This is a genomic window from Streptosporangium sp. NPDC000509 (assembly GCF_042898365.1).
Classification (GTDB): Bacteria; Actinomycetota; Actinomycetes; order Streptosporangiales; family Streptosporangiaceae; genus Streptosporangium.
The window spans coordinates 134,598-147,646 of sequence record NZ_JBIAYX010000012.1; the positions used below are offsets into that span (position 1 = coordinate 134,598).

11 protein-coding genes are annotated in these 13,049 nt (G+C 70.7%); 10 read left to right on the forward strand and 1 reads right to left on the reverse strand.

Annotation, left to right across the window (positions count from 1 at the left end; all coding sequences use genetic code 11):
- The first annotated feature begins 6 nt into the window (after positions 1 to 6).
- The 10 genes from ACFY3D_RS22865 to ACFY3D_RS22910 all read left to right on the forward strand — a co-directional run bounded on the left by ACFY3D_RS22865 (position 7) and on the right by ACFY3D_RS22910 (position 12,008).
- On the forward strand, positions 7 to 1,269 hold the full coding sequence (locus ACFY3D_RS22865; RefSeq protein ID WP_389982134.1) for an LLM class flavin-dependent oxidoreductase: 1,263 nt from the start codon (positions 7 to 9) through the stop codon (positions 1,267 to 1,269).
- Positions 1,266 to 2,084: an alpha/beta fold hydrolase gene (locus tag ACFY3D_RS22870; RefSeq protein ID WP_389982137.1), complete on the forward strand. Its 819-nt coding sequence runs from the start codon at positions 1,266 to 1,268 to the stop codon at positions 2,082 to 2,084. The genes ACFY3D_RS22865 and ACFY3D_RS22870 overlap by 4 nt, the downstream gene beginning before the upstream one ends.
- Positions 2,081 to 3,253, forward strand: coding sequence for an acyl-CoA dehydrogenase family protein (locus ACFY3D_RS22875; RefSeq protein ID WP_389982140.1), 1,173 nt, complete (start codon positions 2,081 to 2,083; stop codon positions 3,251 to 3,253). The genes ACFY3D_RS22870 and ACFY3D_RS22875 overlap by 4 nt, the downstream gene beginning before the upstream one ends.
- Before the next feature lie 6 nt (positions 3,254 to 3,259).
- Entirely contained in the window at positions 3,260 to 4,099 is an 840-nt protein-coding gene (locus ACFY3D_RS22880; protein WP_389982143.1) for an SDR family NAD(P)-dependent oxidoreductase, read from the forward strand.
- A gap of 9 nt (positions 4,100 to 4,108) precedes the next feature.
- Positions 4,109 to 5,293: a thiolase family protein gene (locus ACFY3D_RS22885; protein WP_389982146.1), complete on the forward strand. Its 1,185-nt coding sequence runs from the start codon at positions 4,109 to 4,111 to the stop codon at positions 5,291 to 5,293.
- 4 nt (positions 5,294 to 5,297) lie between these two features.
- Positions 5,298 to 6,281, forward strand: a complete 984-nt coding sequence (locus tag ACFY3D_RS22890; RefSeq protein ID WP_389982149.1) for an amidohydrolase family protein — start codon at positions 5,298 to 5,300, stop codon at positions 6,279 to 6,281.
- Positions 6,278 to 7,834: a class I adenylate-forming enzyme family protein gene (locus tag ACFY3D_RS22895; protein WP_389982152.1), complete on the forward strand. Its 1,557-nt coding sequence runs from the start codon at positions 6,278 to 6,280 to the stop codon at positions 7,832 to 7,834. Before ACFY3D_RS22890 ends, ACFY3D_RS22895 begins: the two co-directional genes overlap by 4 nt.
- On the forward strand, positions 7,831 to 8,721 hold the full coding sequence (locus ACFY3D_RS22900) for an LLM class F420-dependent oxidoreductase (RefSeq protein WP_389982155.1): 891 nt from the start codon (positions 7,831 to 7,833) through the stop codon (positions 8,719 to 8,721). Before ACFY3D_RS22895 ends, ACFY3D_RS22900 begins: the two co-directional genes overlap by 4 nt.
- Positions 8,722 to 8,923: 202 nt before the next feature.
- On the forward strand, positions 8,924 to 9,907 hold the full coding sequence (locus ACFY3D_RS22905; protein WP_389982158.1) for an acetylxylan esterase: 984 nt from the start codon (positions 8,924 to 8,926) through the stop codon (positions 9,905 to 9,907).
- A gap of 301 nt (positions 9,908 to 10,208) precedes the next feature.
- Positions 10,209 to 12,008: a hypothetical protein gene (locus tag ACFY3D_RS22910; RefSeq protein ID WP_389982161.1), complete on the forward strand. Its 1,800-nt coding sequence runs from the start codon at positions 10,209 to 10,211 to the stop codon at positions 12,006 to 12,008.
- Between the two features lie 163 nt (positions 12,009 to 12,171).
- Here ACFY3D_RS22910 and ACFY3D_RS22915 read toward each other — a convergent pair whose 3' ends face one another.
- The gene (locus ACFY3D_RS22915; protein ID WP_389982165.1) at positions 12,172 to 12,999 is read right to left on the reverse strand and encodes a class I SAM-dependent methyltransferase; all 828 of its coding nucleotides are present in this window, start codon (positions 12,997 to 12,999) and stop codon (positions 12,172 to 12,174) included.
- Positions 13,000 to 13,049: the final 50 nt, after the last annotated feature.

Sequence of the window (13,049 nt, forward strand, 5' to 3'; positions counted from 1 at the left end):
ACAAGCGTGAAGTTCACTTACTTTCACCTGATGCCCTTTGACGGGCTTCCTGAGGACTTCGCTCAGAAACACCGGAGCGTCTGGGTGGACATCGACCCGCGCCTCATGGATGTGCGGCGAATCCACCACCTCTACAACGACTACCTGGACGAGCTTGAGCACGCGGCGCGAATGGGCTTCGACGCGATCGGCGTCAACGAGCACCACAGCAACGCCTACGGCCTGATGTCGAGCCCGAACATGATGGCCGCCTCGCTGGCCCGCCGCACCGCCGACACCGACGCGAAGATCCTGGTCATGGGCGACGCGGTGCCGCTGTACAACCCGCCCATCCGGATCGCGGAAGAGCTCGCCATGCTCGACGTGATCAGCGGTGGCCGGCTCATCACCGGTTTCCCGCTCGGCAGCAGTCAGGACACCAACTACGCCTACGGCATCAAGCCCGCCACCGTGCGCGAGCGGTACTACGAGGGCTTCGAGCTGATCCTCAAGGCGTGGCAGTCCCAGGAGGTGTTCAGCCACAACGGCCGGTTCACCAAGCTGCGCTACGTCAACCCCTGGCCCAAGCCGCTCCAGCAGCCGCACCCGCCCATCTGGGTGCCTGGCAGCGGTTCCCTGGAGACCATGGACTTCGCCATCAGGCGCGAGTTCCCGTTCTTCTTCCTCTCCTACTTCGGCACCGAGTTCTCCGGCTCGATGCTGCGCCGTTTCTGGGACAGGGCCGAGGCCGCCGGCGTCGACGACAACCCGTACCGGGTGGGAATGTTCCAGCCGATCCTGGTCGCCGACACCGACGAGGAGGCCAAGCGTCTCTACGCCGACCACGTGAAGTACTTCTACCGCCGGTGCACCCACACCTACCCGGGTTTCGCCGAGGCTCCCGGCTACAAGAGCGTCGAGTCCCTCGCCGCGGTGCTCCCGCCCCCGGGTGCGAAGTCGACCGCCAGGCCCGACAGCTTCCGGGCGGCGAAGGAGTACGAGTGGGAGGACTTCGTCGACCTCGGCATCATCATCGCGGGCAGCCCCAGCACGGTCAGGGAAAAGCTGGAGCACCTGTCGACCACGATGCGCATCGGCAACTGGATCGCCCTGATGCACATCGGCGACATGCCGCGCGACAAGGCGATGAACAACATCGAGCTGTTCGCCACCAAGGTGGCGCCCGGCCTGTCCGGGGTCTTCTCCGACTACGAGCACAAATGGTGGCCCAAACCGATTCCCGGATTCGAGCCGGCGCAGGTGGCTCCCGTGAAGGCGGTGGCGAAGTGAGCATCCGGCACGACTTCGAGGGCCCGCACCAGGGCGACCTCACGATCGTCGACGAGCACGGCACGGCCGACGGCCCCGTTCTGGTCTACCTGCACAGCGAGTGGGGGGCGTTCGAGGAGCCACCGCTCTCCGGTGAACTGCTGGAGAGCAGCCGGGTCCTCGTCGTCCACCTGCCAGGCTGGGGTGTCTCCACCTCGGTCCGCCCCGCCTCCAGCCTCGCCGACATGGCGCTGGCCGTCTGGTGGGCGCTGGACCGGCTGGAGACCGGCGTCGCCCGCCTGGTCGGTCACGGCATCGGGGCCACGCTGGCCGTCGAGATGGCGGCGGCCCAGCCCGGCCGCGTCGAGTCCCTCGCGCTGATGACGCCGTGGGGCATGTTCGACGAGGCCGACCCCGGAGCCGACATGTTCGCGCTGCTGCCCAGGGACCTCGCCCCGCTGATCTACGCCGACCCGAACGGCCCGGTCGCCGCCGCGCACCTGCCGAAACCCGCCGACGCCCACGAGACGGGACTGGCCGTCATCCGCAGGGTCCAGGTGCTGGGCGCCGCGAGCAACTACCTGTTCCCCATCCCGGACACCGGGATCGCCGAACGGCTCTACCGGCTCGCCCACGTCCCGGTGCTGCTGCTCTGGGGCGCGCAGGACGGAGTGGTGCCCTCCTCCCTCGCCGCCCGGTGGACCGAGCACCTGCCGCACGCACGCAGCGTGGTCGTCCAGGACGCCGCGCACATGCTCCCCTACGAGTCCGCCGACGCGCGCAAGCTCGTCCTGGAGTTCACCGGTGCCGCGAACCCGCCGGTCAGGTCGGCATGAGGCGTGCGTACGCCGATCCCGACCACGAGCTGATCGCCTCCGCGATCCGCGAGCGGTGCGCCGAGTTCACCGATGAGTACTGGGCCTCCTGCGACCAGGAACACCGGTTCCCGTGGGAGTTCTTCAACGCCATGGCCGAGGGCGGCTGGCTCGGGATCGCGCTGCCCGAGGAGTACGGCGGCGCGGGCCGGGGCGTCACCGAGGCGGCGATCCTGCTGCGCGAGGTCGCCGCGTCCGGGGCGGCCATGAACGGCTGCACGGCGCTGCACATGAACCTCTTCGGGCTGCAGCCGGTGCTCAAGTACGGCAACGAGCGGCTCAAGAGGACGTTCCTGCCCCCGTCGGCCGAGGGCAGACTGCACGTCGCCTTCGCGGTCACCGAGCCGGACGCCGGCACCGACACCTCCCGGATCAAGACGACGGCCGAGCGCGACGGCGACGGCTGGGTGATCTCCGGCCAGAAGATCTGGACGAGCAAGGCGCTGGAGTCCGACGTCGCGCTGATCCTGGCCCGTACCTCCCCCGCGCCCGACGAAGAGCGGCGCCGGTTCGAGGGTCTCAGCCTGTTCCTGGTCGACCTGGACCGCGACCACGTCGACATCCGGCCCATCCCCAAGGTGGGCAGAAACGCCGTCGCCAGCTGCGAGACCTTCTATGACCGGCTGCCAGTGGAGAGCTGGCGTCTGGTCGGTGAGGAGGGCAGGGGCTTCAGGCACATCCTGTCCGGCATGAACCCCGAGCGGATCCTGATCGCCGCCGAGGCCGTCGGGATCGGCTACGCCGCACTGCGCCGCGCCACCGAGTACGCCAAGGTGCGCGAGGTCTTCGACCGGCCGATCGGCGGCAACCAGGCCATCAGCCACCCGCTCGCCGACGCCTACGCGCGCCTTGAGGCCGCCTGGCAGATGACCATGGTTGCGGCGGGCCGCTATGACGCGGACCTTTCCTGCGGCGCCGAGGCGAACATCGCCAAATACCTGGCCGCGCAGGCCGGGTACGACGCCGCCGACCGGGCCGTGCAGACCCACGGCGGGCTGGGGTATGCGCACGAGTTCCACGTCGAGCGCTACTGGCGCGAGGCGCGGATCATGCGGCTGGCTCCGATCAGTCAGGAGATGTCCCTCAACTTCATCGCGCAGCAGGTCCTCGGCCTGCCGCGCAGTTACTGAGCCGTGATGGCCGGAACAGGGGAGAAGGTGTCGATCCAGGACCGGCTGGCCGGCCGGGTCGCGTACGTGCTCGGCGGCGGCAGCCACGGGCCGGCGCGTCCGGGGGAGTCGCTCCCGATGGGCAACGGCAGGGCGATCGCCCTGCGCCTGGCCGCGGAGGGCGCCACCGTCGTGGTCGGTGACATCGACCTCGGCCGGGCCCGGGCGACGGTAGACGCGCTGGCCGTTCCCGGCCTCGCGGTCGAGGTGGACGCCGCCGACGCGGAGTCCTGTGCGGCGGCCGTGGCGGCGGCGCTCGGTGCCTATCAGCGGCTTGACGTCGTGGTGTGCAACGTCGGCGTCTCGGGCCGGGAACCGATCAAGGCACAGAGCGTTCCCGAGTGGGAACGCTCTGAGACGGTCAACGTCCGGTCGCACTGGCTCACCGCTCAGGCGGCGCTGCAGCCGATGCTGGACCGGTCGCGGGGCTCGTTCGTCTTCGTCGGCTCCACCGCCGGACTGCTGAGCAGCCGCCGCTCCCTGTCCTACGAGGCCACAAAGGCGGCGCAGCTCGCCGTCATGCGGCACATCGCCGTCCGCTACGCCGCCCGCGGCATCCGCTCCAACGCGGTCGTGCTCGGCAACATCGACTCGGCGCTGGTCCGGCGCGAGTTCGGAGAGGACCTCACGTCCGCACGCGCCGCCGTGGTCCCCATGGGCCGCGAAGGCCGTCCCGAGGAGGCCGCCGCCGCCGTCGCCTTCCTCGCCTCCGATGACGCCGGCTACGTCACCGGTCAGAGCCTGATCGTCGACGGCGGCGTCAGCGCGGCCTGGCCCACCCCACCGTCCGCCCTACAGAGGGGATAGACGACTCTCATGCAGAGCGACGCAGTGATCCGCGGGGTCGGTATGACCCCGTTCGGCAGGTTCCTCGGCTCCTCGATGAAGGACCTGGGAAGGGAAGCGGTCAACGCCGCGCTGGACGACGCCGGCATCCGGGTCGGTGACGTCCAGGCTGTGTTCTTCGCCAACGCGCTCGCCGGCCTCATCACCGGTCAGGAGTGCATCAGAGGCGAGACCGTCACCTACCCCCTGGGGTTCGGCACGATCCCGGTGCACAATGTGGAGAACGCGTGCGCCTCGGGAGGCAACGCCCTGCACCTCGCGTGGATGGCGGTCGCCTCGGGGATGTACGACACTGTGCTCGCGCTGGGTGTGGAGAAGGCCAACCACGAGGACCGCGTCCGCACCTTCAGCGCGTTCGGCTCGGGCATGGACGTCGAGGACGGCTTCGCGGTGGGCGACGACGCCGGGCAGGATCGCAGCCCGTTCGTCGACCGCCAGGCACGCCTGGCGCGGACACTCTTCGAAGACCGCGGCGTGACCACGGAGGGCCTCGCGAGAGTGGCCTCGCGGTCGCTGGAGAACGCCCGGCTCAACCCGATGGCCCACCGCAGGTTCGGTGGATCACCCCAGGACGTGCTGGGTGCCCGTATCGTGGTCGACCCGATCACCGTGCTGATGAGCTCCCCGATCAGCGACGGCGCCGCGGCCGTCGTGGTCACCCGGCGCCCGGACCCCGAGCGCTCGGGCCGTGACGTCAGGATCCTCGCCTCCCGGATCGCTACCCGCCCGCCCAAGGGGGTGGCGGGCGCCCCCGGCTCGGCGAGGGCCGCGGGCCTGGCGGCGTACGAGCAGGCAGGGCTCGGTCCCGGTGACATCGACTTCGTCGAGGTGCACGACGCGTCCGTCGCGTACGAACTGCTCACCTGGAGCGAACTGGGGCTCTGCGAGCCCGGCCAGGAGCAGGAATGGGCGATGAAGGGCCATACCGAGCGCTCCGGGGCCATGCCGGTGAACGCCTCAGGAGGCCTCGTCGGCCGAGGGCACGCCCTGGGCGCGAGCGGGCTCGCCCAGGTCTTCGAGCTCACCCAGCAGATCCGCGGCGACGCGGGCGACCGTCAACTGCCCCGGGCCCGGGTGGGCCTCGCCCAGATCGGCGGCGGTGTCATCGACTGGGAGACCGCCGTCTCCTCCGTGCACATCCTCGCCGGAGCGTGACCCGTTGTCCGGCACCCCCCGTCGACCACTCGTGGTCGACGGCCACATGCACATCCTGGACGCGTCCTGGCTGCCAGAAGGGCTCCGCAGGGCGTGGGCGCGGCAGGCCGCGGGGCGCAGCCACCCCGAGCGGGACCCCGAGGACATCTTCTGCCGCGTCGGGAAGGGGCAGAGCGACCCGGACGGCTCGCTGACCATCGCCGCCTTCGACGCCGCCGGGGTGGCCGCCGGGGTCATGCCGGTCGTGGACTGGACGATCGTGGGCCGCCCCGTGGGGGAACACCTGCCCATCCGTGACCTGCACGCCCGCTGCCAGTCTCTGGCCGACGCGGCGCCCGGCAGGCTCTTCTTCTGCGCGGGCATCGACCCGCGACACCCCGACGCCGAGCGGATCCTGGAGCACGCGACCGGGATGGGGAACTGCCGTGGTGTGAAGCTCTACCCGGCGGCGGGCTGGTCGCTGGCCGATCCTGCCCATTCCTGGCTGTTCGAGCGGCTCGTCGAGATGGGACTGCCCGCCGTCGTCCACACCTCGCCACTGGGCGGTGACCCGCTGCAGACCGTACGCTCGCGGCCCGCCGAGGTGGCCGCGCTGCTGGCCAGGTATCCCACGCTGACCGTCGTCTTCGCGCACGCGGGAATCGAGGCATGGTGGGCGGAGGCGCTTGACTCGGCCACCGGGTGGCAGCGGGCCTATCTGGAGCTGTCGCTGTGGCAGCGGTACGCGCTCGCCGACTACGCCGGGTTCCGCGGGCGGGTCGCGAGGATGCGGTCCCAGCTAGGGGCGCACCGGCTCGTCTTCGGCTCCGACATCATCCGCGGCACCAAGGAGGATCCCCGGGGCGAGGAGCTTCTGACCTGGATCGATAGGGTCGTCAGCCTCGCGGAGCCGTTCGGGGGAGAGCCACCGGTGCTGTCAGCGGAGGAGCTGGCTCTGTTTCTCGCCGCCAACGCGGTCCGTGTTTTCGATCTCAGGGAGCTTTCGTGAGTGACACGATGGGAGAAGTCTTCGAGAAGGCGGGCAGGCGCTTCGCCACGCGCGTCGCGATCGAGTCCCAGGGGGCCTGCCGGACCTTCGCCGAGGTTCTGGAGGCGGGCAGACGGCTGGCCAACGCGCTGCGCGACCGGGGGCTGGAGCCGGGGACCCACGTGGCCGCGCTCCTGGAGAACCGGATCGAGTCTCTTGAGATCTATGTTGGGCTGGCACTCGGCGGCTACCCCGTGGTGCACGTCAACGATCGGCTGACCGCCGACGAGATCGACTACGTGCTCACCGACTCCGGGGCGCGGGCTCTCGTGCACACCGACGGGGTCGTCGCCACGGTGCGGCGGACCCGGTCGGCGTCGGAGCTCAAGGCGTGGCTCGCCGTCGGCTCCCCCCTTCCCGACGGCGCCGAGTCCTACTCGGAGGCGTTGCGGCGGGCGAGCGACGCGCCGCTACCGCACACCGCCGCTCCCGAGGACATCGCCATCATCGGCTACACCAGCGGTACCACGGGTTTCCCCAAGGGAGCGCTCGCCTCGCACCGCGCCGTGGTGGGCTGCACCAAGCTGGTGCCCTACGCCTATCGGCTCCCGCTGCACGGGCACTGCGCGTTTCCCGGCGCCTGGTCCTTCGTGTCGGGCATCTGGGGCGTCATCTTCCCGCACTTCTACACGGGGGGCACGGTCTCCTTCATCCCGGGTGTCACCCCCGCCGAGTGGGGCAGGCACATGGCGGAGCGAGGCTCGACCTTCACCCTGGGTCTCACGCCGCTCATCCCCGGCCTGCTCGAAGCGCTGCGCCTGTACCCCGAGGTGCTCGACACCCTGCAGAGCGTGCTCCACTCCGGCGGTCCGCTCCCGCCGGAGCTGGCCGGCGAACTGGTGGACGTGATCGGCGATCGGCTGGTGGAGACGTGGGGCATGACCGAGGTCGTCGGTCCGATCACCATCACCAACCGCCAGGACTGGACCGGCCGAACCCGGGCCAAGGACATCTTCGCCTCGGTGGGCCGGCCGTTGCCGACGGCCACGGTCCGGGTGGTGGACACCGATCGAAGGCCCGTCCCCGTGGGCCAGGTCGGCGAGCTCACCATCGAGTGCGACACGATGTTCTCCGGGTATCACGGGCGGCCGGAGAAGACCGCGGAGGCTCTCGTGAACGGCGAGTACTTCACCGGCGATCTGGGATACCAGGACGAGGCCGGATATCTCTACGTCACCGGGCGCTCCCAGGAGCTGATCATCAGCGGCGGCGCGAACGTGTACCCGGCGGAGGTCGAGCGGGTCCTGCTGTGCATGGACGAGGTCGCGGAATCGGCGGTGTTCGGCCTGCCCGACGACCGGTGGGGCGAGGCCGTCTCGGTCGCCATCGTGGTCCAGAAGGGCCACACCCTCACCGAGTCGCAGGTCGCCGAGTACGTCAGGGAGCGGCTCGCCGGATACAAGAAGCCGCAGAAGATCTTCTTCGTGGACGAGCTGCCCCGCAACTCCAGCATGAAGATCATGAAGCATGTGCTGCGCGACTCGTTCTTGAACAGCGAAGGGACCGCATCGTGAAGATCGGCATCAGTGAGTGGTACCCGGGAGCCGGCCACCGCGCCGGGCGCTGGTCCATCGAGTCGGCTCAGCTGATCGAGGAACTCGGTTTCAACTCGGTCTGGCTTCCCGAGCACGTCGTCTTCATGCCGCGCTACGACTCCAGGTATCCGTACGAGGAGTCCGGCGCGACCGAGGTCAACGCCACCCGGGGGGTCCACGACCCGCTCGTCCTGGCCGGCGCGATCGCCGCCGCCACCGAGCGCGTCCGCATCGGTACGTACGTGATGGTGGTCCCGCAGCGCAACCCGGTCATCACCGCCCGGCAGATCGCCAGCGTCGACCAGCTCTCAGGCGGCCGGTTCAACGTCGGCGTCGGCGTCGGCTGGTCGGCCGAGGAGTACGCGGTGCTGGACGTGCCGTTCGAGCGCCGCGGCGCGCGCATGGACGAGTACCTGCGCGTGATGAAGGCGACCTGGGCCGAGGACGAGCTGACCGAGTTCCACGGCGAGTTCGTCGACTTCCCGCCGCTCTACGCCTTCCCCAAGCCGGCGCAACGCCCGCACCCCCCGATCATCGTCGGCGGCAACAGCCCGGCCACGCTGCGCCGCATCGTTGAGCTGGGCGACGGATGGGCCGGCTACAGCCAGAGTTATGACGACATCGCCCGCTTCGTCGAGGAACTGGAGAGGCGCCTGACGGCCGCGGGGCGTAGCCGTGTCGAGGTCTCCCTGCGCGTCGGCCGGCGGGCCAAGGGGAAGACGGAGAAGGACTGGGAGGACGACGCCGCCTACATCCGCCGCTGCGCGGAGCTGGGGCTCGACGAGGTCGTGGTCTCCCCGCGCATCGGTGACGAGAACTATGAGCGCGACATGACTCGCTATGCCGAGATCGTTGGCCTTCGCTAGAGCGGGGAGTGCCGACCCGAACGGCTTCGGTGCGGCCCGTCCCGCCCGGGACCGGCCTCGGTGACCACGAGAGGCGGGGATCGGTGGCGCCCGCCGGGTCTTCTCCTTCGGCCGCTATGGTGACTGGGCCTACGGCTCGTTGGAGGACGCGATTCTCGACGGCCGCCCGAATCGATGTGATCCAAGCCACCCGGAGCCGACCTTGAGCAACCCCGAGATGTTCACCGAGATAGCTGTGGAGCAACTCGAAAACTACCGCCCGAAACTCGTCCCCCCGGTGGATCTCCACGATTTCTGGACGGCCACGCTGGCCGCCGCGCAGGAGTTTCCGCTGAACGTGGAGGCGAAACTCGTGCGGGACACCCCGCTGCGCACGGTCGACGTCTACGACGTCACCTTCGCGGGTTTCGGCGGGCACCCGATCAAAGCGTGGTACCTGGTTCCGCGCGACCGGGCGGAGCTCCTGCCGACCATCGTCGAGTACGTCGGCTACGGCGGCGGCCGGGGACTGCCGCACGAGTGGCTGTACTGGTCATCGGCCGGGCACCCGCACCTGATCATGGACACCCGGGGCCAGGGCAGCGCGTGGCGGACGGGTGACACCGCCGACCTGGGGGCTTCCGGGCGACCGCACGTACCGGGCTTCCTCACCGACGGGCTGCCCGACCGGGACCACTACTACTACCGGCGGCTGTTCACCGACGCGGTCCGCGCGGTGGAGGCCGCGGCCCAGCTGCCCGGCGCCGACCCGGCCCGCCTGGTGACCACCGGAACGAGCCAGGGCGGCGCGCTCGCCCTCGTCGCCGCCTCGCTGCGCACGGACGTGGCGGCCACCATGCCCAACGTGCCGTTCCTGTGTCACATCAAGCGATCGACGCAGGTCGCCACGGCCGGGCCGTTCCCGGAGCTGGTGACGTGGTGCCACACGCATCACCGTCTCGTCGACCAGGCCTTCGCCACGCTCGCCTACTTCGACGTCGCGATCCTCGCCAGGGACGCGCGCTGCCCGGCGCACTTCGGGGTCGCCCTGCGCGACGAGATCTGCCCGCCCTCCGGCGTCTACGCCTGCGTGAACCACTACGGCGGTACGAAGGAGGTCCTGACGTACGAGTGGAACGGCCACGAGGGCGGCCAGGCACACCACCTCGCCGCGCAGTCGGCGTGGCTGGCAGAGATCCTTTCCTGACATTCACATTTCCGGCGCCCCTCACTGTTCCGCCGGAACAGTGAGGGGCGCCGGAATCTTCATCCGCTCGCCGCGGGCGCGAGCCGGGTGGGCCGGTGGTGCGCCCGCAGGGGGTTGCCGCCTCTCCCACGGACGTGATTCACTGACGTCACCTCCGAAACTGTAAGTAAACTTTTCAATAACGGACTTTCCGGTTTGGCGGCTCCCCGTGGCACGACCGCTCTCGTCCGGGCAGGAACGGTTCCGGCTCCCGCACCGACCCGACCTCCCGGAGCACTCCTTCGCCGTACGTTTCTCCGGCTTGAGGGCGCGCCACGGTCCGTTGACGACGGGGCAGGCCAACATGGTCCGCTGCATGCTCACCGACCCGCCCGAGCACATGAACTACCGCGTCGTGCGGGCGCTCCAGCCGGGTACGACGCTCGCCGCGATCACCAAGGCGGTGATCGGGCTGGTGACCCGGCACGAGTCCCTGCGTACGACCTTCCATGACGGCCTCCAGCGGGTTCTGGCCGAGGGAGGCGTGACCGTCGAGGTCCACGAAACCGGCGACCCCTCGGCCGGAGTGGACGCCGACGGAGACCGGGCGGGCGCTCCGGTGAGCGAGAAGGACACGGGGAGCGGACGGTCCGGAGGGTCGGAGGGCGCGGAGAACGGAGGGGCGCATGGTACGGCGGGAGCCGAGGGCGGGGGACCGGCTCGGATCCGCGCCGAGACACCCGACGCCGACCTCGCGGAGGAGGTCGCGCGCCGGCTGCACGGGACGCGCTTCGCGCCGGCCGAGGAGATCCCGCTCAGGATCGCTGTGATCACCTCCGGTGGCGTACTCCGGCAGGTCGTCCTGGTGACCACGCACAGCGCGACGGACGCGGCCGGGCTGGCGGTACTGCTCACCGAGTGGGACGAGCTCCTCCTCGGCAAACCGCTCGCGCCGGTGACCGCGCCGCAGCCGCTCGACGTCGCGGCGGCCGAGCGAACCCCGGCCGGTCTGCGGCGGGCGGAGGTGGCGCTGCGCTACTGGGAGGGCCACCTGCGCGAGGTGCCCCGGTCCACGCTCACGGTCGCCGTGGACGGCGAGACGGACTGGTTGCTTCCCCGGCTGCGGGTGCGCTCGGTCCCGGCGGCCGGGGCGCTGGGGCGGATCTCCGCGCGTACCGGGGCGAGCCCGTCGGCGGCGGTCCTCGCGGCCCTGGCGGCACTCGCCGGAGTGCGGGCCCGCCTGCGGACGGTCGTCGTGCTGTCCATCTCGGCGAACCGTTTCCGGCCGGAGTTGCGCGAGTACGTCGGACCGCTCGCCCAGGACGCGCTGATCCCGGTGGAGATCGGCGAGGACGGCTTCGACGCCGTGTTGCGCGGCGCGCGCTCGGCGACGATGGCCGCGTACCGGAACAGCCGCTTCGACTCGGACGCCCTCATCCGGGTGATGGAGGACGTCCAGCGGGAGCGCGGTCTCTTCTTCGCCAGGGATCTCGTGTTCAACGACATGAGCGTCCCCGGCAGGGGGGCGCGGGTCGGCCGTACCGGTCAGGATGTTCACTCGGTCTGGCTTCCACCGGCCACCCTGCCCACACGCGCCTCGCTCTGGGTCCACCGGCTGCACGGCGAACTCGACGTCACCCTGTGGGCCGACCCGCGCTGCCTGCCCCGCGACGACGCGCGGGCCCTCGGCGAGGGGATCGCACGGCTGCTCATCGAGGCGGGCGACCGGGACGTGCCGCTGACCGAGCTGACCGCCCTCACCGGCGTCGTCCCGGTTTCCCGGGACGAAGGCTGGCTCTTGGTCGACGGATGCTGGATCCACCTCCCCGAGGTCGAACGCCTGGTGAGGGACGCGCTCGCGCGGACGGCCGGCGGCGACGCGGCGGCCCGCCTCGCGGAAACGGTCGTCACCGCGGAAGCCGACGGACGGTTCGGGCATCGGCTGGTGTGCTTCACGTCGGCGAGGACCACTCCGGAGGCGCTGCACTCGGCCTGCCTGAGCCTGCTGCCCGGCCGCATGTCGGCCTTGACCCCGCACCGCTACGTCGTCTGCGCGACCGCCCCGCCCCCGGGCGTCGCCTGGCGGGATCTGCCGAGGATCGCCGAGGGTTCCGGACGCTGACACCTCGCCCCGTCGGTGAATGTGCTTCGGCGAACGCGTTCACAGGCGGCTTCGGGGGCGAGCCGGGGCGTTCCCCGTTTTCCTGGTTTTTCCCTGGTTTCCGTGTCAATCCCGTACCGGCCCCGGCGGCCGGGCAGCGTCCCGGCCCGTCCTGCAAGCCGGATCAGGCGGCGCCGGTGCGCGTCACGGTGATCGCCAGCGTGGTGTAGGGCACGGAGAAACCGCCCCCGATCGCGTCGATGGCGGTCCCGACGGCCTCCAGCACCTCGGCCAGTCGGTCCGCCGGAAGCAGCGTGAGGGCGCCGCTGGTGGGCGCCAGGTCCAGCCACTCGTCGCGCGTGTAGGAGTGCTCCTCCTCGAATCGCCACCGCTCCGGCTCGCCGAATCCGCCCGCCTCCCCCACCCCGTCGGCGAACCTGGGGAACAGCGCCTGGTAGGGGTCCGAGGGGCGCTTCTGCGACCGGAGGTTGAGCGGCGAGTCGGGTGCCACCCGCCGGTAGGCCGTGGCGAAGGCCTCCGCGAGAGCGGGCGGGAGATCGAACACGTGGGAGAACACCGTCAGCCTGCCCCCGGGCCGCAGCACCCGTGCCGCCTTGGCGGCGCCGGCGACCGGGTCCACCCAGTGCCAGGTCTGGCCCGCGACCACCGCGTCGAACGTCCGGCCCGCGTCCTCCCAGGTCTCGAACGTCGACACCTCCACTTCGACCCCGGTGCGCCGGGCGAATTCGGCCATCCGCGCGTCGGGCTCGACCCCGAGCACCCGGCAGCCCGCGGCCTGGAACTGCCGGGCCGCGATACCGGTGCCGCACCCGACGTCGAGGAGATCGGGTCCGGGACCGGCGGCGACGATCCGCTCCACCAGGGCGTTGGGGTAGCGGGGCCGGGTCCGGTCGTAGCGTTCGGCGTCCACTCCGAACGACTCCGCCATCCGCCTGGCGTTGTGGGACTCTTTACCGGAAGGGCGGGGCTGTTCCCGCACTAAAATGGGCATTCGCCCACTTTAGTGGGCACATGCCCACTCGTCAATCGGGTGAAGGCCGT